Here is a 22,373-nt window from a genome sequence, read left to right on the forward strand (position 1 = left end):
CGGCTTCATCGGACGATCCCGATACCGCGCAGGATCCCGATCATGTCGTCGGCGAGCGCGCTCGGACCTCGGTCCGTCGACACCGATCTCACGGCGATGTTCGGCGTCGACTCGAAATACGGAATCAAGCGCTCTCGCAACAGAGTATTGGCCTTGTCCACGTTCATCGGCACCGTCGTGTCGGCATTCGAGATCGTGATCAACGCAGGCGCGATGATGTCGACTGCATCCCTCAATTCCGGATACGGGCCCGCGAGAACGTCGCCGATGTGTTGCGACATGTATCCCAGCATGAAGATCATGTGGACAACACTGAACAGCACCTCGGACAACCCCGCCGAACGTTTCGGGCCGAGCTCGAGTACACGTTCGAGGCCGTCACGCTGTGAGACAAGAGTATTGGAGATTCCTTCCGCTGCGGAGAGGATTCGATCGATCTCGCCGGTGTTGTCGCCGATATCGGTGAGCGCAACCCGAGCAGCCAGATTGATCTTGTCGATCTCGGCAGGGTCGGGAGGAACAGCAGCGTTGACATTGTTCACCGCCTCCTGCAACTGGACGTAATGACCGCCGGTCACGATGTTCGACAGTCCTCGCAACACGTCCTCGACGTTGTCGGCGGGGACAGTTCGCTGCACAGGAATCACATCCCCGTCGCCCAGATATGGCCCCTCCGAGGACGATCCCGAGTTTCCGCCCGCTGTGGACGAATCGGCGGAGTCCGATGGAGGTTGCAGCGAGATGTAGATCTCGCCGAGGATCGACGACTGCCGAAGCTCGGCGACGGTGTCGGCGGGCAGCTGAACATCGGCGGACAGGTCCACCGTCGCCACGGCAGTCGAACCCACGAGTTCGACCTTGTCGAGCACGCCCGCGTCGACGCCCTCGACGATGACCTTCGCCTTCTCCGGAAGATTGAGGACGCTGGCGAATTCGATCTTCAGGGAGTACTTGTCGCCGGAAACGTAGCTACCGGGAATCGGAAGATCGGCCGGATCGACGCTGCACGCCGACAGCAGTGCGACACAGCACAGCCCGGCGAGCGCGCGCCTCATCGCCATCCCGCCGAACCGAGTACCAACTGCACCAGTCCCACATCGATGACATCGCCGCGCTGCTGGTTTGCCGAACAGGTCGGTGCGTACCTGTTGAGCAGCGCGCAGATCTCGTTGGGCGAGTTCGTGTCGATCTCGAACTGCGGCGGGTGGTAGATCAACCGTCCGCTCTTGGAGTCGTTGTCGTACATCGTCATCAAGTTCTGCCCTACGGTCGGCACCTGTTCCAGAATGTCCTTGATATCGCCCACTCGCCCGAGCAGGACATCGACCACCGGGGCCGCCTGATCGAGAAATGCGTAGACCTTGTCGTCGTATTTCGCGACGTTGCGCGCAAGTGGTGGTATGAACTCGGTGGTCAGCGCGACCGTGGTGCCGAACGACTGGGTGAACTCCGACAACGTGATCATTCCTCGTTTGAGGTTGTCGAGCAGCTTGGCCACCTCGGGCCAGCTCACCACGAACGTATCGATCAAACCGTCGAGATTGTCGATCAGTCGGCGCACGGTGGTGTCGCGGTCGGCGGGATCGCCGACCAGCTCGGCCAGTTGCCGAAGGCTGTCGTTGAGCTGAGCACCGGATCCTCGCAGCGATCCGTCGACCGAACGAAGTGTGTCACCCAGAATCTGCTCGTGCTCGCCGTTCGCGTCGGCCGGACCGAGCAGGTCGGACGCCAGCCCCGACATGGCGTTGAGAGTGTCGCTGATTCCCAGTGGAGTTCTGGTGCGTTCCAACGGAATACAGCTCGTACGGTCGAACTCCGGGCCACCGGTGTACGGCTTGGTGAATTCCACCCGCCGGTCGGTGACGATCGAACTCGACAGGGTCACCGCTCCGACATCCGCGGGAAGTTCGAGATCGCCGTCGACGTCCATCGTGACCACCACGGCGTCATCGGTGTTCTCGATGCCGGTCACCGTGCCGACGGCCACTCCGAGCATCGTCACCGAATTACCTTCGTACAGACCGACCGTATCGGTGAACTCGGCACACAGCGAGGAACTGGACCCTGTGCCTCCCGTATCGATCACCGCGGTCGCTGCAGCAGCCGAGCCGACGAGCGTGACCACTACGGCTGCTGCGACGGAGATCTGCGCGGTCCTGCGTCTCATCAGCACGCCCTCCCCGGCAACGGAATACAAACACCGACACCGACGACCGTGTCCTGCGACTGATCGATCACGGGGCCTTCTCCCCCACCGATCAGGGCCGCGAGCCCGTCTGTGCTCTGTTTGATCGTCGTGATGGCACCGTCGTAGTCACCCAACTGCGCGAAGAGCTTCTGGGTGATCTCCTCGAGCTGCACGATCGAGGGCTCGAGTCCTTTCTCGAAGGCCACCACGGGTCGGTGGAAGAGCTCGAACATCCGTCCGAGAAGGTCGAAGGCATTGACGACCTCGGCACGTTTGTCGCCGAATCCTTTTGTCAAGGTGCCGAGTTCGCGCACGAGCTCGACGAGCATGACCCGATCCGCCGACAGCGCGCCGACATACTCGTCCGATACGACGAGCCCACGTTCGAGTTGGTCCGAACGTGTGGCGATCACATCGGTCAGCGAGGACAGATTGTCCACGATGGCTCGCGTCGACTGAGGCTGAGAGCTGACGGCCTTGTCCAACTCGGCCACGGTCTGCCGCAGAGTCGCGCCGTCGATATCTCGTACCAGTGGTGTCACCTGCTCGATCGCGGCAGAAAGCTCGTACGGAAGTTCGACTCGCTCCCGAGGAATCGGCGTCGAGCCGAGCTCGCTGTCACCGTGTGAGGTGAGCATCACGTAGTGACCGCCGATGGGCGTCAGCAACTTCACCGCCATGGTCGACGCGTCTCCGACGAACACGTCCGAGTCGACGCTGAAGTCGACGTCCACGTGATCACCCGCCAGCTCGACCGAGCGTATCGACCCGACGGGGACGCCCGCGATCCGAACCTCGTCTCCAGGCTTGACCCCCGCCGCCGAGCCGAACTCCGCGGTGAAGGTTCGCTCGCCGAACGGGATCGTGTACAGCGCGGCGGCGACGAGAACCAGCACCGCGGCGAACGCGACACCTACTGTGCCCCACAACAGATGGGTCTTGTTCTCCGATTGGTCGTCGCGAACGCCCTTGCGAACCACGCGCGTCATCTGCACACCACCAAATTCTGTCCGCCGAGCACTATCTGCCCGATGCCTGGGATGTCCTGTTGTCCCCGACTGCAGGAGTAGGTCTGGCTGCCCGGCTTGGGGATGCTGGCGTTGAGTCCGGTCAGCAGTGATGGCGTCAGAGCGAGCAACTCGGTGACTTGATCGGTCTGAGGAAGCAACCGCCGCAACGCTCCGTCTACCGGCGCGTAGCTGTTGTCGTAGGCATCCTCCAGGCCGTCGAGCAGACCGACGAACGGAGTGAGCCCGTAGTTGGCCTGGTCCAACGCCGCCAAGATACCGTCCATCTGAGTGCTGAGCTTCGAGACCAGGTCGTGCAGTTGTTCGAGAAGGTCTGCAACAGCGGAGGATTGGCCACCGATCGAGTCCGAGATCTGGCCGAGGTTGTCGATCAGCAGTCCGATGATCGACTCGCGTTGAACGGCGAACTGGGTGATGCGATCGACGTCCCGCAGTACCGGACCGAGACCTGCACCATCACCTTGGACCATGCGGAGGATGTTCTCGGTGAACTGATTGAGCTGTGCGGTGTCGAGGGTGTCGAAGATCGGCTTGAAACCGTTGAACAGCGTGGAGATATCGAACGACGGAACCGTTCGGTCCAGCGGGATCGTCGTGCCTGCGGCCAATGGCGCGCCTGCGGCCGCATCCTTCTGGATCAACTCGACGTAGCGTTGGCCCAGCAGATTCTGGTAGCGGACGGCGGCCCGGGTGTTGATGAAGAGGTTCCTGCGGTCTTCGATTTCGAATCCGACTCGCGCACTGCCTCCGTCCAGCTCGACCGAGGACACCTTTCCGATCTGCACCCCGGACATTCGCACGTCGTCGCCGACGTACAGGCCGGACACGTCGTCGAACTCCGCGGCGTAGGACGACAGCGGGCCGGTGACGGGGGTTCGGAGTGCGGCCACGATGACCACCGCACACAACGCGGTCACCGAGAAGAAGACGAGCAGTTTGACCATGGGGCCGGTCACGTTCTTCACCGGCCCGCCTCCTCGTGAGCGGCAACGGCACCGGCCAGGTTCGGCATCGTCTTCACGATCAGGTCCAATTGCAACTGCGGCTTCCCGTCGACGACCGGGAATGCGTCGGATATGCCGTCGAGTACCTGCGGCACCCGGTTGTAGCTGGGTGCGAAGGTGCCGATCGATGCCGTGATGGGTACGAGAAGATCGAGCGTCGTCGACAACAGCTTCGTCAGATCTGGATTGTTCTTCTTCAACAAGTCGCCCACCGGAACCATCAATTGATCGCTCAGTCCGTCATTGGCGGCGATGGTCCTGGCCCGATCGGCAGGTGCCTCCACGTACACGCTCTTGTCCACCACGCCCACCACCAGATCGAGCAGCGGCGGAATCAGATTCGCCATTCCATCACCCAGTTCTGCCCCTCGGTGCAGTTTCCAGGCCAGCGGATCGATCTGGTTGTCCGCCATCATCTGTGCAGTATCGAAGTAGGGCTTGAGGTTTCGGCTGACCTCGACGGAGGAGTTGGCGAGGATGTCCAGCAGATGCTGCACGCGTTCGGTGTCGAGAACCGCCGTCAGATCGGCAACTCGCCGGAACACTCCGGTCACCGTCGCGCCTCGTTGGTTCCCGGAAATCTCGAGCGTCGAGTTGGCGGCGAGAGGGTTGCCCGATCCGTCCGACACCAATTCGATTGCAGTGGAACCGAACACGTTGGACGAGGAGAACTGAGCCTGCATGGTGTCGGTGAGCTCACCTGCCTGGCTCGGATCGATCGCCAATTCCAGTCTCTGGCGTCCAAAACCGACAGTCTCGATCTCGTCCACCGTTCCGATCGACAGACCTCGGAACTTCACCTCCGACCCCGGCGTCAGACCGTCGCCGACCGATGCCGCGTCCAGGGTCAGCTCGAACGGCGAATCGAAGGCCCCCTGGGCGTACGCCGTGAGGCCGCCCGCGAGAACAGCCGCGGCCACCGCGACTGCCAGGCCCCGCAGACGGAGCGTGGCGGGACCGGCCGAACGACCGGACAAATCTTCGAAAACTGCCATCTCTATCCCGAAATCCTTATGCCGGAGTCGAATCCCCACAGGACCAACGTCATGATCATGTCCAGCACCACCACGGCGACGAGGCTGGCCCTGATGGCACGTCCCGATGCACGCCCCACACCTTCCGGTCCTCCGGAGGCGTAGTACCCCTGGTAGCCGTGAATGAGGATGATCGTCACGACGAACACAGCAGCTTTGAACAACGAGAAGACGATGTCCAGCGGCTGCAGGAATGCACTGAAGTAGTGGTCGTACGTGCCGGACGACTGACCGCCGATCACACGGACGACCAGAGCACACGACAGGTAGCTCAGAATCAGCGTGAGCAGATAGAGCGGGACGATCGTGACGATTCCAGCGATCACCCGGGTGGTCACGACGAACGGCATCGACTGGATCCCTTGAGCTTCGAGGGCATCGATTTCCTCGGAGATGCGCATCGCTCCGATCTCGGCAGTCATTCGACATCCTGCCTGCGTCGCGAATCCGATGGCCGCGATCATCGGTGCCAGTTCTCGGGTGCTGGCATAGGCGGAGATGAAGCCGGTCAACGGTTCCATACCCACCATGCCCAGTGAGTTGAATCCTTCGATTCCCACCGACGCACCGACGGCGACACCCAGCACGACCAGAACCGACACCGTTCCGCCGCCGACGATCAATTTGCCGCTGCCCCAGGTGATGTCACTGAGAATGAGCAGCATCTGACGTTGGTACGAGCGCACGGTGTGCGGGATCGCCGCCAGCACCTTCACGCAGAACGTCAGTTGATGGCCCAGCATTTCGAGGACATCGAACGGCTTGCGGCCGAGATATCTGGCACCGCGTGTGAGTTGGCCGGTGCCGTGCACGGTGTAGCGAGAGGGAGTTGCCATCAGCCCAGCCTCTGCGGCATGAACATCGCCACCAACTGGGTGATGACCACGTTGACGGTGAACGCCGACACCACGCCGAGCACCACGGATGCGTTGACCGCGTTGGCGACACCGCGTGGTCCGTGTGCGGCGGACAACCCGCGATGACACGCGACGATGATGACGATGACCCCGAATATCTCGGTCTTCACCAGCGCGACGACGAGATCTCCGACGGAGGCGAACGATGCGAACGAGCTGATGTAGCTGCCGGGCGTGCCACCCTGAAATCCGACGTTGATCGCATAGCCGGCGGCAAGCCCCATGAAGATGATCAGGATGCACAGGAACGGTGCCACCAGAAGGATGGCCGCCAACCGCGGCGCGACGAGCCTGCGCACCGGGTCGATTCCCATCGTCGACAGCGCGTCGATCTCGTCGCGGATGGTGCGCGCCCCCAGGTCTGCAGCGACCGCCGAGCCTGCGGCACCTCCCAGCAGGAGTGCCGCAACGATCGGTGCACCTTGGCGGATCACCCCGAGGCCACCTGCAGCACCCGCGATGGACGTCGCGCCGATCTGATCGGTGAGACTGCCGACCTGGACGGACACGATGACGCCGAACGGAATCGACACCAACACCGCTGGAACCACGGTGACGGTGACGACGAACCAGGCCTGGTCCACGGTGTCACGCCACGGGTGACGCAGCGTGACGACATCACGGAAGAGGTGGACGAAGGCCAGCACTCCCAGTTCCAGCGTCTGACCGAATGTCCGGAATCCGCCGGTCACTCCGTCGCTGACGCGTGCGACCGTCGATAACGGCGTCGACAATTCCCCACCCCCGGATCGGTGTTCAGCGCGACTCCCCCCCGCGCCGACAACGAAAATTACCAGCCGATAGTCGACCAAGTGACGTTTTCATCACTTACCCGGCTATGACTAATCACAGACTTCGGGCGGATCGAACGGGAACCTCGGGTATCGACACAACTCGGGTGCCGACAGCAACGGCGGCGACCACCGAGGTGGTCGCCGCCGTTGCGGGGGAAACAGGGATCAGAAGTTGATCATGTGGCCTGCGAGGCCGTGGATCGCTTCCTGCAGGGCCTCCGACAGAGTCGGGTGGGTGTGGACGTTGCGGGCCAGCTCGTTGACCGTCAGGTCCCATTTCTGGGCCAACGTCAACTCGGGCAACAACTCCGAGACATCCGGCCCGATCAGATGGCCGCCGAGCAGCTCGCCGTGCTCGGTGTCGGCGATGAGCTTGACGAAACCGGTGGCATCGCCCAAGCCGTGTGCCTTGCCGTTGGCAGCGAACGGGAAGTTCGCGACCTTGATATCGGATCCTCGCGCCTGAGCCTCTTCGCGGGCCTGGTCCTCGGTGAGGCCGAAGCTGGCGACCTGCGGCTGGCAGAACGTCGCGCGCGGCATCATGCGGTAGTCGTCGATCGGCAATGTCTCTGCGCCACCGATGGTTTCGGCTGCCACAACGGCCTGCGCCTCCGCGACATGGGCGAGCTGGAGCTTGGCGGTCACATCGCCGATGGCGTAGATGTGCGGAACGTTCGTCTGCATCGTGTCGGTGATGCCGATGGCACCGCGATCGGTGAGCTCGACGCCGGTCTTCTCGAGGCCGAATCCTTCGACGCGGGGCGCGAACCCGACGGACTGCATCACCTTGTCGACGGTGATCGTCTCGGTTTCACCGGACTTGTTGTTCTTCACCGCAACGGTCACCTCGGAGCCGTTGTCATCGATGCTCTGCACAGCAGCACCGGTCATGATCTTGACACCGAGCTTCTTGTACTGCTTCTCGATTTCCTTCGAGACGTCCTTGTCCTCGTTGGGCAGAGCCCGATCGAGGAACTCGACGATGGTGACGTCCACGCCGTAGTTCTTCAGTACGTAACCGAACTCCATACCGATGGCACCGGCACCGACGATGAGGATCGAACCCGGCAGATCCTTGGTCATGATCTGCTCTTCGTACGTGACGACGTTCTCGCTCAGCTCGGTTCCGGGCAGCAGCTTGGTGGTGCTGCCGGTCGCGATGATCGCGTTGTCGAAGGTGATCGTTTCGGTGCCACCCTTGGTCATCTCGACCTCGATGGTGTTGGCATCGGTGAACGTTCCCTTGCCGTCGTACTCGGGGATCTTGTTCTTCTTCATCAAGAAGTGGATGCCCTTGACTCGGCCGTCGGCCACCTTGCGGCTTCGGTCGAACGCGGCACCGAAATCGAAGGATGCTTCGCCCGAAATACCGAACAGCTTCGCCTCTTTGGTGAACAGGTGCGCAAGCTCGGCGTTACGGAGAAGCGCCTTCGAGGGGATGCAGCCGACGTTCAGGCAGACACCGCCCCAGTACTTCTTCTCGATGATGGCGGTGCTGAGTCCGAGTTGTGCCGCGCGGATAGCAGCGACGTACCCACCGGGACCGGCTCCGAGGACAACGACGTCATAGTGTGAGGTCACGGGTCCCCAGCGTAGTCGTGCCGTCGCGCACTGTCTCGACCTGGTCTTCGTTACCCGCCGGTAGCCTGCGCGATCCGGGCGACCCTGGCGAAGTTGCCGCCGTGGACCGCGGCGATCGACTCTGCATCGAATCCTCGTTCGGCCAGCACCGACGGTAACGACGCCACGCCCTCGGGAGGCACCCATTGCAGCGGACCGTAGCGGGTGTACTCCTGCGAGAAGGCCTCCGGATGCGCCGCCATCTCGGCGTTGAAATCCTCGTGGTCGAACGAATAGTCCGAGCCGATACCGACGTGCTCGACACCGAGCAGCTCCACCGCGTACTCGATGTGGTCGGCCATCGCCTGCACCCGCGCGTCCGCTTCCGCTGGACCGTTCACTCCGAGGAAGATACCGACTCCGTTGATTCCGACCACCCCACCGGTCTGCGCACACTCACGCGCCTGCTCATCGGTGATGTTGCGGGGGTGCGACCACAGGGCGGCAAAGTTGGAATGGCTGTAGATCATCGGCGCCTGCGTCACTGCCGCCAGGTCAAGCCCGGTGCGAATCGAGCAATGCGAACCGTCGACGAGCATTCCCACCCGATTCATCTCCGCGACCAGATCCCGGCCGTAGCTCGTGAGCCCGGTGTCGTCGGAATCGAGACACCCACAGCCTGCCGCGTTCACAAAGTTGTAGGTGGGGAGCATCGACCGCACACCGAGACCGTGGACGTATTCGACGTTGGCCAGGTCGCCCTCGATCGGCCCCGAGTCCTCGAGATCGAAGGCCACCGTGGTCGCGCCCTCGACGGGATCGGCGTCGACCATGACGAGACGATCGTCGGCGAGAACCTGCCGACGGAACTCGCCACACAGTGCGGCGACCTCGGTCTTGGAATGCGGTGAGTACCCCACGTTGATCGACAGGTGGCTGCCCTGCGGATAACGCGCCAGAGCCGAGAGATCCGCAGTGTGTGCCAACGGTACGCAGCAATGTTGTTCCCACAGTCTCACGTGCGCCTGCTCTCCATTTCCCAACCGGACCCACCCGTCGGGACAGTACCGCCGAGGGTAGAAATGGTGCATGACTATCGCGGACGACCCGTACCTCTGGCTCGAAGAAGTCACCGACGAGAAGGCACTGGACTGGGTGCGCGTTCGCAACGCGGCGACCACCGAGTCGCTGGCCGGAGACCGGTTCGACGCCACCGAGGCGCGCGTTCGCGAGGTACTCGACACCGATGCTCGCATCCCGTACGCCCGCAGGCGAGGACGGTTCCTGTACAACTTCTGGCGCGACGCCGAGCACGTCCGAGGCATCTGGCGCCGCACCACGATGGACGAGTATCGAACCGAGAACCCGGCATGGGAGGTCCTGCTCGATCTCGACGCACTGGCCGAGAGCGAGGGCGAGAACTGGGTCTGGGGCGGGGCGCAGGTACTGCGACCCGATCAGCAACTGGCCCTGATCACTCTCTCCCGCGGCGGGGCCGACGCGGCGGTGGTGCGGGAATTCGACATCGACTCCCGAACCTTCCGCACCGAGGAGGACGGCGGATTCGCACTGCCCGAGGCCAAGACCGACATCGGCTGGATCGACGCCGACACGGTCTTCGTCGGCACCGATTTCGGGCCCGGTTCGCTGACCGAATCGGGCTATCCGAGGATCACCAAGCGGTGGCGTCGTGGCACTGCGCTCACCGAGGCCGAGACCGTATTCGAAGGCGCAGCTCGAGACATCTCGATCTCCGCGTGGCACGATCGCACACCGGGGTTCGAGCGCGATTTCGTCCAGCGCGCCACCGACTTCTACAACTCCGAGATCCACGTCCTCGACGGTCACGGCCTCACCCGGATCCCGACCCCGACCGACGCGTCGACATCGGTACATCAGAACTGGCTCCTGGTACGCACCATGACGCCATGGACGATCGGCGAGACGACTCACCCCGCAGGGGCCCTGCTCGCCGCGGACTTCGAAGAGTTCATGGCTGGCTCGACAGCTCTGACGGTCCTGTTCGCGCCCGACGAGCACACGTCGCTGCACCAGTACGCCTGGACCGAGAACTACCTGCTGCTGGTGACGTTGCAGGATGTGCGCTCGCAGTTGCACGTCCTCGACCCTCGTGCGCGTTTTGCGTACCTGGAGGTACGCAAAAGGCGCACGACGGATTCGACCACCACCGAAATCATCGGCACCGATGCCGAAGAGAACGGCGACGAGTTCTTCCTGTCCTCCTCCGGCTATCTGACACCTGCGACGCTTCTGTTGGGTAACGCTGATGCGGAACCGGAAATCCTCAAGCAGGCCCCGGCATTCTTCGACACCGAGGGTCTGGCGGTGGAGCAGTTCTTCGCCCGATCGGACGACGGCACCCAGATCCCCTATTTCGTCGTGCGTCGTACAGACGCCGCGCCCGGGCCGACGCTGCTGTACGGCTACGGCGGCTTCGAAATCTCGATGACCCCCGGCTACAGCGGAGCAACCGGGCGGGCCTGGCTCGAGCGTGGGGGCACCTACGTCGTGGCGAACATCCGCGGCGGCGGCGAGTACGGCCCGCAGTGGCACACCCAGGTGCTGCGAGCCGGACGCCATCTCGTCCACGAGGATTTCGCCGCCGTCGCACGGGACCTGGTGACGCGAGGGATCACCACCACCGCACAGCTGGCCGCCCAAGGCGGCAGCAACGGCGGCCTGCTGATGGGCATCATGCTGACGAAATATCCGGAACTGTTCGGCGCGTTGGTCTGTCAGGTGCCGCTCCTGGATATGAAGCGATACCACTTACTGCTCGCGGGCGCGTCGTGGGTGGCCGAGTACGGCGATCCGGACGACCCGGCGGAATGGGAGTTCATCTCTCGGTACTCGCCCTACCAGAATGTCGTCCCCGCCTCGCAGCGTCGGTATCCCCCGATTCTGATTGCCACCTCGACGCGCGATGACCGGGTCCATCCGGGACACGCACGCAAGATGGCTGCGCGGCTGGAAGAACTCGGTCACGACGTCAGTTACTACGAGAACATCGAAGGTGGGCACGGCGGCGCGTCGGACAATGCGCAGTTGGCGTTCAAGACGGCGTTGTCCTACGAGTTCCTGTGGCACCGACTCGCGCAGAGCTGAGCCTCAACCGGCCAGTGCCTGCTCGAACATCGGCCACGAATTGTGCAGGTCCTGCTGCCAGTAGCCCCAGGAGTGGGTCCCTTTCGGACGCAGTTCGAAGTGGGCGGGGATGTCTAGTTGCTCCAACTTCGCCTTCAGCCGTCTGGTGCAGTCGCCGGTGGCGACTTCGATAGCGCCGCCCACCACCATCTGATTGAGCAGCACGAAACCCGGGCCGTTGGGATTGGTTCCGTCGAGGGTGTCCGAGGCTCCGGCCAGTCCGCTGCCGTTGGAGATGTACATCGCTGTACCGCGCAACTTTTCTGCGTTGACGACCGCGTCGTTGCGCAGCCAGTCCGGGTCGTTGTCCGGTCCCCACATGTTGCCCACATTTGCCCCGAGCGCCATCGATACCACTGTCTTGACGTAGGCCCTGCCCAACATGTCAGTGGTGGATGCACATCCGCTGTACGAACCGACGGCGCGGTACAGGCCTGGATGGTGGGCGACGAGGTTCAGGACCGACGTCGCGGCCATCGAGATCCCCGCGATGACGTTGCGGCCGTCGGTATCGAGCAGGTCGTCGACGAGCGGTGGCAGTTCTTCCGCAAGGAAGGTCTCCCACTTGTTGCGGCCGAGCACGGGGTCGTCGTGTTGCCAGTCGGTGTAGTACGAATAGGCACCGCCGATGGGAGTGACCACATTGACGTTCTTGTCGGCGAAGAACGACGCGACGTCGGTCTGGGTGTACCAGTCCATGCCGTCGGTTCCCCCGCCTGCACCGTTGAGCAGGTACAGCGTGGGGCTCGGTGCGGTTCGGTCGGGTGATCGCAGGATCTTCAGCGCGATCGTGCGGTCCATCGCCGCGGAATGGACGAACGCCGTCATGTCGCCGTCGGCTTCCTCCGTGCGAACCACGTAGGACTCCGTCGGCGGATGCGCGATCAGGTCTGCGGGAGCCGCAGCGGCGACCGGCTGGACAGCCACTACAGCGCACGTCGCCGCGCACAAGGCAGCCATACCGCGGACCAGGAACGCTCGAACGATCCGCGTTCTCCCTCCGTATCCACGAACCGAATCCCCCGGGCCGTTCATAGCCGTGCTCACTAACGTCGTCGAACAAATACTGGTTCGAAGACTTTTCCTACCCCAAAACGAACCAAAAGTTCATGCGAACGAGCCAAATCGAGTGAGAAACCGAAAAGATTAGTCCACTTGAACTAACGGTGCATCCAGTCCGCCACGAGATCTGCCACAGCCGTGGGCATGCGGATCCACCCGTTGTGCCCGAGCGGTTCGTCCACGTGCACCGAGGTCACGTCGGCATCGGCGAGCTTGCGAACGAGATTGTCCATCGAGCCTGTAGGCGCGAGTTCGTCCCCTTCGATGGTCACGGCCAGGACCGGAAGCGTGAGACGAGCCATCCGCTCCTCGTAGTCCATATCCGCCCCCGCCGGCTCGATCGACCCGCTTCGCGCGAACCGTGACCAATCATCGATCAGGACACGCGACTGGCGACCGAAGCCACCGATCCCGATCCGATCACCCGGCCAGAAGCCGGCGATGTTGCTGGTCAGAGCCATGGCCGCTGCGCCAACGTACAGCGGAACCCCGCGGGCGGCACCGAATCCGCGGTGGTACGGCGACCCGGACGCCACCAGTATCAAGCCGCCGAGTCTGCCTCTGATGCGGGCGGCATACATCGCCCCGAGTTGCCCACCCATGCTGTGCCCGAGAAGGTATGGCGTCGACTCCGGAAACTGCTCCCGAACCACCTCGAAAATCGCCGGGAAGTCGACCGACACCAATTCCTGATACCCGTACCGACTCGCCGAACTCGGTTTCGGCACACTGTCCCCTTGACCGCGCAGTTCGCCGACCGCGGCGTGAAATCCGCGCGCGACGAGCGCCTCGGCGAACAAGCGGTAGTAGCCGCCGGGAATTCCGAGCCCCGGAAGAACGACTATCACCGGAGCATCGTCACGCCCTTCGCCGGGAAAGAGCGATACCGGCACCGTCGAACCGTCGGGCATTTGAATGGGGACCGTCTGCACCCGGTCACCTTATGCACACGGTCACGCGCCGGTCTCGACGCCCCGGCCGGTGGTCGATCGCCGAACTCTGCACGATCTGTCGATCGACACCACGCTTCGAAACGCGAAAGCCGGGCCCGACGAAGTGTCGAGCCCGGCTTTCGTTGTAGATCAGACGGGCGCGCCGGGGATCTCGATGGTGCCCGAGCCGCTACCTTCCGAGCTGCCGAGAGCGAGCAGCTGAAGCAAGATCGCGAGCAGTTCCATGAAAACTCCTTGAAAAAGTGGGATTCGATGCCGAACGGGCGGCGCGAACACGGAGTCGATATCGCGGATCCATCGCGGAGTCGGCTCCGACCGAGTTCTCATGGGCCTGAGCGCGGCGACGCGGGACCGCGGAGGGTCACTCCGAGGAGGAACTGATACCGGAGAAGAGCTGGATGAGGATCGTGAAGAGGTCACCGAGGTCAGCGGACATACTAGATACTCCTTCATCGAGGGGGATGTGCAGATCGACTGTGACGGATGCCACGCGATGATCTCTGCAAGAAGATTTCTACCCGAGTAGGTCACAGCTTGTACACGAAAATGTCGGTAAAAGTCGAAAAGCTTGGTGTGCCATCACAAATCGGTGACGTTACCGAAGTGTCGCGGCCGCCCCCGACCGCGACCGCGACACCGTTCGCAATGCCTACGCGGCGCTGCCGGAGGTCAACACACCGACGATCTGATCGACGATCGCGTCGACGATGCCCTCGTAGACGCCGGTAGCGATGTCGGTGACGAACTGCGCTGCTGAACCCATGGGATCTCCTGATGCTCGTGTGCAAGTACGGCCGTAGGTGATACGACCTCTCTCGTTCCTACCGCACGTTCGGCTGCGACGCATCACCAGGTTCCGACTCCGGGCACCGACAACGAACCATCGCAACCGAACCTCGGACATTGCACCGAACGGATCGCGAAAACTACTCGCCTATGACGTCTTTCGCGCGCCCGACGAGCAACGGGTCGGTTTCTCCGACAATCTCGGGGTCCTTGTTGGCATAGTCGAATTTGTTGAGCACGAATCGCATTGCGTTGATCCGCGCGCGTTTCTTGTCGTTGCTCTTGACCACCGTCCACGGAGCCACATCGGTATCGGTGGCCCGAAAGTTCTCTTCCTTTGCCGCCGTGTACGCATCCCACTTGTCCAGCGAGGCAAGGTCCATCGGCGAAAGCTTCCACTGCCGCACCGGGTCGACCTGCCGGATGGCGAAGCGGGTGCGCTGCTCGTGCTGCGACACCGAGAACCAGAACTTGGTCAAACTGATGCCCTCGTCCACCAGCATCTGCTCGAACAGCGGTGCCTGCCTGACGAAGTGGGCGTGTTGCTCATCGGTACAGAAGCCCATTACCCGCTCGACGCCCGCACGGTTGTACCAGGAGCGATCGAACATGACGATCTCCCCGGCCGCAGGCAGATGCGCGATGTAGCGCTGGAAATACCATTCCGTGGACTCACGGACAGACGGTTTCTCGAGCGCGACGACGCGGGCTCCACGCGGGTTGAGGTGTTCCATGAAGCGCTTGATCGTGCCGCCCTTACCCGCGGCGTCCCGGCCCTCGAAAATGATGACGTGGCGTCGCCCGGTTTCCTTGGTCCACATCTGCAGCTTGAGCAATTCGATCTGCAGCAGCCGCTTTTCGAGCTCGTACTCCGCCCGTGTCATGCGCTCTTCGTACGGGTAGTCCTCCCGCCAGGTGTCGACGACATGACCATCGGGGACCGTCAGCAGTACCGGATCGTCGTCGTCGGAGTCGTCGACGACGAAACCCGAGGTATCGGAGAGATCGACGGCCGTAGTGATATCGAGCAGCTCGCTCAGGTTCGAGCGTGCAGCCTCACCGTTGCGAAGATCATTGTCGGTCATGTGCGGAAAGTTAGTGCTCATCGGTGACGGTTCGATGGCGATTCGGTGAACACGGGATTCGACCCGGCCGCGCTATCCCGGCCCGCAAGGGGGACGGGCCGGGGTAGCGCTCGTGCCAGATCTCTCGCAACCACGTGCGACGGTAGTACCCCTCCGATCCCGAGGTCCAGGGCTCGGGCCGGAAAAGTCGATGATCTTGTTCGAGTGCCGTTTTCGGACCGTCTGTTTATCGGGGTCGATATGGGTGAAACCCCCGATGCGCCGAAAGCCGTTGATGAAGCAGACTTTTCACCATGACATTCGAGAGCGATCAACCAAGAGAATTCACCCTGTCCAGCTCGCAGAAGATGATCGGTGGTGTATGCGGAGGCGTCGCGGAATACTTCGGTTGGGACGTCAACATCGTCCGACTCGCCACCGTTGCCGCCACGGTACTGACCGGCGGTACCGTGGCACTGATCTACCTGGCTGCGTTGATGCTGATTCCGCGTCGTTGATTCTGATTCCGCGTCGAGGATGACAACGTGCAGGAAGGACAACACAGCCGCGACATGACGAAACCCCGGACCAGTGCGACCGGCCCGGGGTTTCGCAGAGTTCTAGCTTGCGGAGCTGGAGATTCCGTCGGCACTTCCGGTCACCAGCGACGAGATCGCGTCGGCGATGCCCGAAGCGATTCCCTCGGTGATGCCATCGGTGATGGGGCCGAGGATACCGCCGCCGTCGGTTCCGCCGCCGAGCAGACCGCTGAGGAGATCGAGAAGAAACATGAGGGAGACCCTTTCGGAGGCATGTCGCGAGGCCTGAGTCGGACGTATGACCAGACGGCAGAAACATAACGGTCCGGACTCATTTCAGTCCATAGTTTCGGACAAAAAGGACCTGCGGACTTTTTCGATGCCCTGAAACCTACTGTCTGGTGCCCGATCTCACTTGCTCTGAGTCTTTCCGGTGATCAACCACCCGCACGGTGCCGCCAGATCATCGGCCTCGGCCGGTCCCATCGAACCGGGTGCGTAACTCTTCACCTTCGGCGGGTCGTTCAATACAGGGGCGGCCACATCCCATACGTGAGCCAGACCGTCGGGCCGGGTGAACAGCGAACGGTCGCCGCTGAGCACATCGAGAATCAGACGCGCGTACGGGCTCAGTGGTTCGGCATCGGGCACGGACTTCAGCGGTAGCGCCAGATGCCCGACCGACAGGTCGAAATCGGGGCCCGGCTCCTTGACCGTCATGGCGATGTCGATGCTGCCGTCGCCGGAGAGGTCGAACGTCAGCACCGCACCGTCAGGTGGCAACTCGCCCAGCGGACTGTCCGTCGGTGTACTGAACACCAGCGACACCCGCTGCGCGCCGACCCCGAGCATCTTGCCGGTACGAAGCAGGAACGGAACCCCACGCCAGCGATCGGTATCGACCCACAACGTGGCGGCAACGAAGGTATCGACCGTCGAGTTGTCGTCGACCCCCTCGACATCTCGGTAACCGTCGTACTGGCCGAGCACCACCTCCGCTGGATCGAGGGGGCGGAACCGACCGATGACCTCCTCGCGCGCCGACTGCAGATCCTCGGCGTTCAACGATGCGGGCGGTTCCATCGCCACCTCCGCGGCAACCTGGAACAGGTGCGTGACGAGCATGTCCAATACTGCGCCGGTGGCGTCGTAGAACTCGGCGCGATCGTCGATGTCGAGCGTCTCGGGCACGTCGATCTGCACCTGGGTCACGTGCTCCGAGTTCCAGATGCCGCTGATCATTCCGTTGGCGAACCGCAATACGTGTAGGTTCTGCGTCGCTTCCTTGCCCAGGAAGTGGTCGATCCGATAGACCTGACTTTCGTCGACCACCTCGTGGACGGCCTTGTCGAGTTCCTCGAAATTGCGTTGTGAGGTGCCGAAGGGCTTCTCGTAGACCACTCGTGCGCCCTCGGCCAGATCGTGTGCCCCGAGCGCCTTGGTGTAGTCCACGAATGTGCTCGGCGGGAGCGCGATGTAGTGCACCAACTGTGCGTCGTCGCCGAGATCCTTCTTCACCTCGCCGACGACCTCGACCAGCTTGCCGGGATCGTCGACGGTGAAGCCGTTGCCCGCGAATCGGATTCGCCGGGAGAATTCGGACCAATCGCCCTCGGCCACGTTCTCGGCGAACTCATCGAGTGCGCCGCGCACATGGTCGCGGAACTCGTCGTCGGACGTGTCTTTACGTCCGTTGCCGATCAACACCCATTTCTCGGGCAACAGGCCTTCGAGATGGAGTTGGTAGAACGACGGCAGGACCATTCGCTTCGCGAGGTCTCCGGTTGCGCCGAACAGGACGAATACTGTGGGTTGCGAGGACGCCATGACTCCACTATGCACCGCATAGTTTGCGAGCGCACAGTGCCGAAGACGCACAGTGCCGAAGAGGTGAAGGTGCACGATGACCAGATCACGGTTTCACGGTGAGATATACGGGGTAGGTACCCACGCCGGTGTACGCATCGTCGTCGGCCATTGGACGAGCTCGCCTCTCGGCGAGTTCACCGACGTCATGATCGAGTTCGCGGACGGTCACCGACTCCTCATCGCACCCGACGAGGACGTTCGGGAATTCGTCACGGCCACATACACGTTCGACGCCACCGAACTAGGCCCGGTGACATTTGCCGCTCAGCAGGACGGTTGGCGATCGGTGACAGCGGGCGACCTGTCGGTACGGATCCGAGTCGCCGGCCCCACTCTCCTCGGCCGGGCATTGCAGCTGCTCCCCGGCGCGGTGTCCACGGCACCGTGGTTCTGCGCAATCAGCGACCCCATCGCCCGAGTGCTGCTGCGGGGCGTGCGTACCCGCGGCAGCGCAGGCGGCGGCCGACGCGAGTACTACGGCGCGCGAGCACAACATCGCGTCACCGATGTGCAGGCATCGTGGCAGGGTGCAGATCTCGGAGCCCTGACTCCGGTGTCTCCCCCGGTGAGATTCGGCTTCGGCAGCACCCCCGCCGCGCCGTCGGTCACCACCATCACCACGACGATCGACAGTTAGATCGCTCGACAGTCAGATCACGGCCGCACCGGCTGCGCGCAGATCGTCGAGGGCTGCCGCGGAGGTCTCGGGGGCAACTCCGGCGACGAGATCGGTCAGCACCCGAACCTCGAAGCTCCCGCTGACTGCGTCCTTCGCCGATGCCAGCACGCAGTAGTCGGTGGCCAGTCCGACCACGTCGACGGCGGTGACCTCGTTGGCAGCCAGTACGTCGGCCAGGGGCGTCCCGTCCTCGGTGACACCCTCGAACGCCGAGTACGACGGCTTGCCCTGCCCCTTGTAGACGTGGACGTCCACCGAGCCGGTGGCGTAGTCCGGGTGATACTCGGCTCCGACCGTGCCCGCGACGCAGTGCACCGGCCAGGTATCGACGAAATCGGGGGCGGCGTCGGTGGCGAAGTGGCCGCCGTTGTCGCCCACCGCGTCGTGCCAATCGCGCGAGGACACCACCAGGTCGTACTCGTCGCCGTGGCGCGCCAGGTACGCACTGATCCTGCGCGCGACCTCCGCGCCGCCGGTCACCGCGAGAGCGCCTCCCTCGGTGAAGTCGTTCTGCACATCCACTACCAACAGGGCACGAGTCATGAATCCCAGTATCCTCGACGCGTGCATGTTTCGTCGCTGGTGACCTACCCCGTCAAGGGATGCGCGGGTGCCGCCCTCGAGTCGGCTCGGGTCGGTGCCACCGGCCTCGAGCACGATCGGGCGTTCATGATCGTCGACGCCGACGGCACGTTTCGCAGCCAACGCAGCGACCCCGTGCTCGCCCTCGTCCGCTGCTCGGTGACCGACGAGGTGTTGACGCTGCAACACCCGTCGGCCGGTTCGGTCACCGTGGCCGTCGACCGCGACTCCGCTGCCCAGCAGGTCACCCTGTTCGGCGCGCCGATGCGCGGGATCGATCAGGGAGACGAGATCGCTGCGTGGCTGGCCGAGGTGATCGAAGAACCCGCAAGACTGGTGGCCGCACCCCGCGATCTGGGCCGCGTCACCGACGGAATATCGCCCGGCTCAGCGCAGTTCGCAGACAGCTCGGCAGTGCACATCGTCTCCACCGCCACGCTGGCCGGCCTCAACTCCAGGCTCGACGTCGCATTGCCGATGAACCGATTTCGCCCCAATATCGTGATCGATGGATGGGAGGAACCCCACCGGGAAGACGAGGTCAGGGACGTCGGCGTCGGATCGGTCGATCTCGCGTACACCAAGCTCGCCATTCGGTGCGCCGTCACCACCGTGGAGCAGAGCACCGGGTTGCGTACCGGACCCGAGCCCCTGCGGACCCTGGCAACCTATCGCCGCGCCAGGCAGAAGGGCGTCGCCTTCGGAGCGAAGTTCTCGGTGATGCAGGAGGGCACGGTGACGGTGGGCGACGAACTACGCGTCGGAAGCTGGGGCGAGTCGGAGCTGTAGCTCGGGTGAAGCGACCTGACTGTCCACTATTCGCTCCCGGATTCGCTTTCCCGCCTACGAGAAGAAATCGTGGACAACCATCGCACTGGCTTCCGCTGCTACCAGCGCCGCCAATTGAATGCGCGCCTGCCCCGCCCGCAGTTCCCGAGAGAACACCGCACCCGCATCGAGGAGGTCGTGCCCGCCGCCGCCACCGCCGTACGTCGGCGATGTCTCACCGAACGGCACCCGCGTGGTGACCACCACGTGCACCCCGGCGTCCACCGCATCCTTCACCGCGCGCACGACGCGGGCGTTGGCGTTTCCCGAGCCCAATGCCTCGAGCACGATGCCCGACGCCCCGGCCGCGCGGCAGGCCTCGATCTGCACTCCGTCCGCCCCCGGATACAGAGCAACGATGTCGACCCGAGTTCCGGCAACGGGGGTGCGGCGCAACACGTTCGGCCGAGGCAGCGCCGCCGAGCGAAACGCATCGAGTTCGGTGGTGTGTTTCTTGATGACCCCGCGAGCCGGCAGCAGCCGCCCACCGAAGGCGATCAGCACACCGCGTTCGGACCGTGCTGCCGCCACGGCCGCAGCAATATTGCTCGGGCCGTCCGGGTCGGGGTGATCGGCGGTGCGCTGCGCACCGGTGAACACCACCGGACGCTCGTCGTCGTGGAACAGATCCACGTACAGCGCCGACTCCTCCATCGTGTCGGTACCGTGCAGCACCACCACCCCGGCGCAACCGTCCTCGGCCAGCGCACCCGACACCGCCGCACCGATGATGTCGAGATCGGCGAAGTCCATCGCAGAGCTGTCCTTGGACATCACCTCGCGCACTCGTACCCCGTCGATATCGGCACCGAAACCGGCAACCGGACGAGAAACCCCGTGCTCGTCGCGACTACTGGCGATCGTCCCGCCGGTGGTCAACAACGAAACGTGCTTACTCACTGGCGGCTGCCACCTCTCGAATTCTCTTGCGGCACAGGTACCATCCGCCGACCAACATCGGCGCGATGACCAGGACCGACGCTACGGTCCAGGTTCCCACAGGCTTGTCGAAGGCCATCAGAACCAGTACACACAGCAGAAAGCCTAGCGTTGCGATTCCGGTGTACGGGGCACCGAACATGCGAAACCTCGGTCTCGTCACCGCCCCGGTACGTGAGAGCGACCAGAACTTCAGCTGACACGCCACGATCACGGCCCACGCACTGATGATGCCCAGTGCCGCCATGTTGAGCACGATCTCGAATGCCTGCGCAGGAACGATCGCGTTGAGCACGACACCGAGCAGGGTGACCACCGAGGTCAGGGCGATTCCGCCGTACGGCACACCCGACTTGTTCATCCTGGCTGCGAATTTCGGTGCCGAACCTGCCACGGCCATCGAATGCAGGATCCGTCCGGTGGAGTACAGCCCGGCGTTGAGCGAGGACAGCGCGGCGGTGAGCACGACGAGATTCATGATCGCGTCGGCCCCTTCGACGTCGATCGCCCCGAAGAAGGTGACGAACGGACTCTCCCCCGCCTGATAGCTGGTGTACGGCAACAGCAGCGACAGCAGCAGCACCGATCCGACGTAGAACACCACGATGCGCACGATGACCGTGTTGATCGCCTTCGGAATGACCTTCTCCGGATTCGCCGTCTCACCCGCGGCGGTTCCGACCAATTCGATCGAGGCATAGGCGAATACGACGCCCTGGATCACCACGATCGCAGGAAGCAGTCCGCTGGGGATGAGTCCACCGTTGTCGGTCAGCACACTCAGACCCGGGGCTTGCCCGTCGATGGGCGTCCCGAAGATCACGTAGTACACCCCGACCGCCAGGAATGTCACCAGGGCGACGACTTTGATCAGCGCGAACCAGAATTCCAGTTCTCCGAAGACCTTGACCGACACCAAGTTCAACCCGAGTACCAGCACCAGGCCAGCCAGTGCGAACACCCACTGGTCCACCTGTCCGATCGGTGCCCAGTACTTCTTGAAGAAGTTCATGTACAACGCCACCGCCGTGACATCGACGACGGCCGTCATCGCCCAGTTCATCCAGTAGAGCCAGCCTGCGGCGAAAGCGACCTTCTCCCCGAAGAATTCACGGGAGTAGGAGACGAACGAACCCGATGTGGGTCGATGCATCACCAGCTCGCCGAGTGCGCGCAGGATGAGGAACGCGAAGAAGCCACACAGCGCGTACACCAGCACCAGCGCAGGTCCGGCGTCGCGCAGCCGGCCGCCTGCGCCGAGAAACAGTCCGGTGCCGATCGCGCCACCGATGGCGATCATCTGAATCTGACGCGGTGCCAGTTCTTTTCGATAGCCGAGGTCTTCTTCACTGAAGGCCTCACGATTGTCGATGCTCATCTGC

21 protein-coding genes are annotated in these 22,373 nt (G+C 63.2%); 4 read left to right on the forward strand and 17 right to left on the reverse strand.

Features of this window, described 5'->3' with window-relative positions:
* Nucleotides 1–5 precede the first annotated feature (5 nt).
* From ACOQFP_RS03565 to ACOQFP_RS03605, 9 genes are all read right to left on the reverse strand, one after another.
* A complete protein-coding gene (locus tag ACOQFP_RS03565; protein WP_206492849.1) occupies nt 6–1,061 on the reverse strand; it encodes an MlaD family protein in 1,056 nt (351 codons plus the stop codon).
* Nucleotides 1,052–2,167 carry an MCE family protein gene (locus tag ACOQFP_RS03570; RefSeq protein WP_421583470.1) on the reverse strand — a complete coding sequence of 372 codons (1,116 nt, stop codon included), beginning with the start codon at nt 2,165–2,167 and terminating at the stop codon, nt 1,052–1,054. The genes ACOQFP_RS03565 and ACOQFP_RS03570 overlap by 10 nt, the downstream gene beginning before the upstream one ends.
* Nucleotides 2,167–3,177 (reverse strand): MlaD family protein, encoded by a 1,011-nt coding sequence (locus ACOQFP_RS03575; protein WP_341243768.1) that lies wholly within the window; start codon nt 3,175–3,177, stop codon nt 2,167–2,169. The genes ACOQFP_RS03570 and ACOQFP_RS03575 overlap by 1 nt, the downstream gene beginning before the upstream one ends.
* Nucleotides 3,174–4,181: an MCE family protein gene (locus ACOQFP_RS03580; protein WP_421583471.1), complete on the reverse strand. Its 1,008-nt coding sequence runs from the start codon at nt 4,179–4,181 to the stop codon at nt 3,174–3,176. The genes ACOQFP_RS03575 and ACOQFP_RS03580 overlap by 4 nt, the downstream gene beginning before the upstream one ends.
* The gene (locus ACOQFP_RS03585) at nt 4,178–5,215 is read right to left on the reverse strand and encodes an MlaD family protein (RefSeq protein ID WP_421583472.1); all 1,038 of its coding nucleotides are present in this window, start codon (nt 5,213–5,215) and stop codon (nt 4,178–4,180) included. Before ACOQFP_RS03585 ends, ACOQFP_RS03580 begins: the two co-directional genes overlap by 4 nt.
* 2 nt (nt 5,216–5,217) lie before the next feature.
* Nucleotides 5,218–6,090: an MlaE family ABC transporter permease gene (locus ACOQFP_RS03590; protein ID WP_206492854.1), complete on the reverse strand. Its 873-nt coding sequence runs from the start codon at nt 6,088–6,090 to the stop codon at nt 5,218–5,220.
* Entirely contained in the window at nt 6,090–6,830 is a 741-nt protein-coding gene (locus ACOQFP_RS03595; protein WP_374222432.1) for an ABC transporter permease, read from the reverse strand. The genes ACOQFP_RS03590 and ACOQFP_RS03595 overlap by 1 nt, the downstream gene beginning before the upstream one ends.
* A gap of 300 nt (nt 6,831–7,130) precedes the next feature.
* The gene (lpdA, locus tag ACOQFP_RS03600; RefSeq protein WP_206488942.1) at nt 7,131–8,546 is read right to left on the reverse strand and encodes a dihydrolipoyl dehydrogenase; all 1,416 of its coding nucleotides are present in this window, start codon (nt 8,544–8,546) and stop codon (nt 7,131–7,133) included.
* A gap of 50 nt (nt 8,547–8,596) precedes the next feature.
* Entirely contained in the window at nt 8,597–9,544 is a 948-nt protein-coding gene (locus ACOQFP_RS03605; protein WP_307830754.1) for a dipeptidase, read from the reverse strand.
* 70 nt (nt 9,545–9,614) lie between these two features.
* Here ACOQFP_RS03605 and ACOQFP_RS03610 point away from each other — a divergent pair, with 70 nt between their 5' ends.
* Nucleotides 9,615–11,651, forward strand: coding sequence for a prolyl oligopeptidase family serine peptidase (locus ACOQFP_RS03610; RefSeq protein ID WP_421583473.1), 2,037 nt, complete (start codon nt 9,615–9,617; stop codon nt 11,649–11,651).
* Between the two features lie 3 nt (nt 11,652–11,654).
* Here ACOQFP_RS03610 and ACOQFP_RS03615 read toward each other — a convergent pair whose 3' ends face one another.
* The 3 genes from ACOQFP_RS03615 to ppk2 form a co-directional block, all read right to left on the reverse strand.
* Complete coding sequence (locus tag ACOQFP_RS03615) at nt 11,655–12,650, reverse strand: alpha/beta hydrolase (RefSeq protein WP_421583474.1); 996 nt, start codon at nt 12,648–12,650, stop codon at nt 11,655–11,657.
* Nucleotides 12,651–12,850: 200 nt separating this feature from the next.
* Nucleotides 12,851–13,684, reverse strand: a complete 834-nt coding sequence (locus ACOQFP_RS03620) for an alpha/beta fold hydrolase (RefSeq protein ID WP_206488939.1) — start codon at nt 13,682–13,684, stop codon at nt 12,851–12,853.
* Between the two features lie 947 nt (nt 13,685–14,631).
* The gene (gene ppk2, locus ACOQFP_RS03625; RefSeq protein ID WP_421583475.1) at nt 14,632–15,576 is read right to left on the reverse strand and encodes a polyphosphate kinase 2; all 945 of its coding nucleotides are present in this window, start codon (nt 15,574–15,576) and stop codon (nt 14,632–14,634) included.
* Nucleotides 15,577–15,869: 293 nt separating this feature from the next.
* On the opposite strand from ppk2, the gene ACOQFP_RS03630 reads away from it, so the two are divergent.
* Complete coding sequence (locus ACOQFP_RS03630) at nt 15,870–16,073, forward strand: PspC domain-containing protein (RefSeq protein WP_421583476.1); 204 nt, start codon at nt 15,870–15,872, stop codon at nt 16,071–16,073.
* Between the two features lie 102 nt (nt 16,074–16,175).
* On the opposite strand, the gene ACOQFP_RS03635 is transcribed toward ACOQFP_RS03630, so the two are convergent.
* Both ACOQFP_RS03635 and ACOQFP_RS03640 read right to left on the reverse strand, forming a co-directional pair.
* Nucleotides 16,176–16,346, reverse strand: coding sequence for a hypothetical protein (locus tag ACOQFP_RS03635; RefSeq protein WP_206488936.1), 171 nt, complete (start codon nt 16,344–16,346; stop codon nt 16,176–16,178).
* A gap of 159 nt (nt 16,347–16,505) precedes the next feature.
* Nucleotides 16,506–17,921 carry a glucose-6-phosphate dehydrogenase gene (locus ACOQFP_RS03640; protein ID WP_421583477.1) on the reverse strand — a complete coding sequence of 472 codons (1,416 nt, stop codon included), beginning with the start codon at nt 17,919–17,921 and terminating at the stop codon, nt 16,506–16,508.
* A gap of 76 nt (nt 17,922–17,997) precedes the next feature.
* On the opposite strand from ACOQFP_RS03640, the gene ACOQFP_RS03645 reads away from it, so the two are divergent.
* Nucleotides 17,998–18,600, forward strand: a complete 603-nt coding sequence (locus ACOQFP_RS03645) for a hypothetical protein (RefSeq protein WP_421583478.1) — start codon at nt 17,998–18,000, stop codon at nt 18,598–18,600.
* A 12-nt stretch (nt 18,601–18,612) separates the two neighbouring features.
* Here ACOQFP_RS03645 and ACOQFP_RS03650 read toward each other — a convergent pair whose 3' ends face one another.
* Nucleotides 18,613–19,185, reverse strand: a complete 573-nt coding sequence (locus tag ACOQFP_RS03650; RefSeq protein ID WP_421583479.1) for an isochorismatase family protein — start codon at nt 19,183–19,185, stop codon at nt 18,613–18,615.
* A 21-nt stretch (nt 19,186–19,206) separates the two neighbouring features.
* On the opposite strand from ACOQFP_RS03650, the gene ACOQFP_RS03655 reads away from it, so the two are divergent.
* Complete coding sequence (locus ACOQFP_RS03655) at nt 19,207–20,013, forward strand: MOSC domain-containing protein (protein ID WP_206488932.1); 807 nt, start codon at nt 19,207–19,209, stop codon at nt 20,011–20,013.
* Between the two features lie 54 nt (nt 20,014–20,067).
* Here ACOQFP_RS03655 and ACOQFP_RS03660 read toward each other — a convergent pair whose 3' ends face one another.
* Together ACOQFP_RS03660 and ACOQFP_RS03665 are read right to left on the reverse strand one after the other, a co-directional pair.
* Entirely contained in the window at nt 20,068–20,952 is an 885-nt protein-coding gene (locus ACOQFP_RS03660) for an asparaginase (protein ID WP_421583480.1), read from the reverse strand.
* Nucleotides 20,945–22,369, reverse strand: coding sequence for an amino acid permease (locus tag ACOQFP_RS03665; RefSeq protein WP_421583481.1), 1,425 nt, complete (start codon nt 22,367–22,369; stop codon nt 20,945–20,947). The genes ACOQFP_RS03660 and ACOQFP_RS03665 overlap by 8 nt, the downstream gene beginning before the upstream one ends.
* Nucleotides 22,370–22,373: the final 4 nt, after the last annotated feature.

This window comes from Rhodococcus sp. MALMAid1271, assembly GCF_049195265.1.
Classification (GTDB): domain Bacteria; phylum Actinomycetota; class Actinomycetes; order Mycobacteriales; family Mycobacteriaceae; genus Rhodococcoides.

Excerpts from the sequence above, each read along its gene's own strand:
- ACOQFP_RS03635 (WP_206488936.1), bottom strand. The coding sequence starts at position 16,346 with ATGTTTCTTCTCGATCTCCTCAGCGGTCTGCTCGGCGGCGGAACCGAC.
- ACOQFP_RS03645 (WP_421583478.1), top strand. The coding sequence starts at position 17,998 with ATGACCAGATCACGGTTTCACGGTGAGATATACGGGGTAGGTACCCAC.
- ACOQFP_RS03565 (WP_206492849.1), bottom strand. The coding sequence starts at position 1,061 with ATGGCGATGAGGCGCGCGCTCGCCGGGCTGTGCTGTGTCGCACTGCTG.
- ACOQFP_RS03665 (WP_421583481.1), bottom strand. The coding sequence starts at position 22,369 with ATGAGCATCGACAATCGTGAGGCCTTCAGTGAAGAAGACCTCGGCTAT.
- ACOQFP_RS03640 (WP_421583477.1), bottom strand. The coding sequence starts at position 17,921 with ATGGCGTCCTCGCAACCCACAGTATTCGTCCTGTTCGGCGCAACCGGA.
- ACOQFP_RS03585 (WP_421583472.1), bottom strand. The coding sequence starts at position 5,215 with ATGGCAGTTTTCGAAGATTTGTCCGGTCGTTCGGCCGGTCCCGCCACG.
- ACOQFP_RS03590 (WP_206492854.1), bottom strand. The coding sequence starts at position 6,090 with ATGGCAACTCCCTCTCGCTACACCGTGCACGGCACCGGCCAACTCACA.
- ACOQFP_RS03575 (WP_341243768.1), bottom strand. The coding sequence starts at position 3,177 with ATGACGCGCGTGGTTCGCAAGGGCGTTCGCGACGACCAATCGGAGAAC.
- ACOQFP_RS03570 (WP_421583470.1), bottom strand. The coding sequence starts at position 2,167 with ATGAGACGCAGGACCGCGCAGATCTCCGTCGCAGCAGCCGTAGTGGTC.
- ACOQFP_RS03630 (WP_421583476.1), top strand. The coding sequence starts at position 15,870 with ATGACATTCGAGAGCGATCAACCAAGAGAATTCACCCTGTCCAGCTCG.
- ACOQFP_RS03610 (WP_421583473.1), top strand. The coding sequence starts at position 9,615 with ATGACTATCGCGGACGACCCGTACCTCTGGCTCGAAGAAGTCACCGAC.
- ppk2 (WP_421583475.1), bottom strand. The coding sequence starts at position 15,576 with ATGACCGACAATGATCTTCGCAACGGTGAGGCTGCACGCTCGAACCTG.
- ACOQFP_RS03615 (WP_421583474.1), bottom strand. The coding sequence starts at position 12,650 with ATGGCTGCCTTGTGCGCGGCGACGTGCGCTGTAGTGGCTGTCCAGCCG.
- ACOQFP_RS03650 (WP_421583479.1), bottom strand. The coding sequence starts at position 19,185 with ATGACTCGTGCCCTGTTGGTAGTGGATGTGCAGAACGACTTCACCGAG.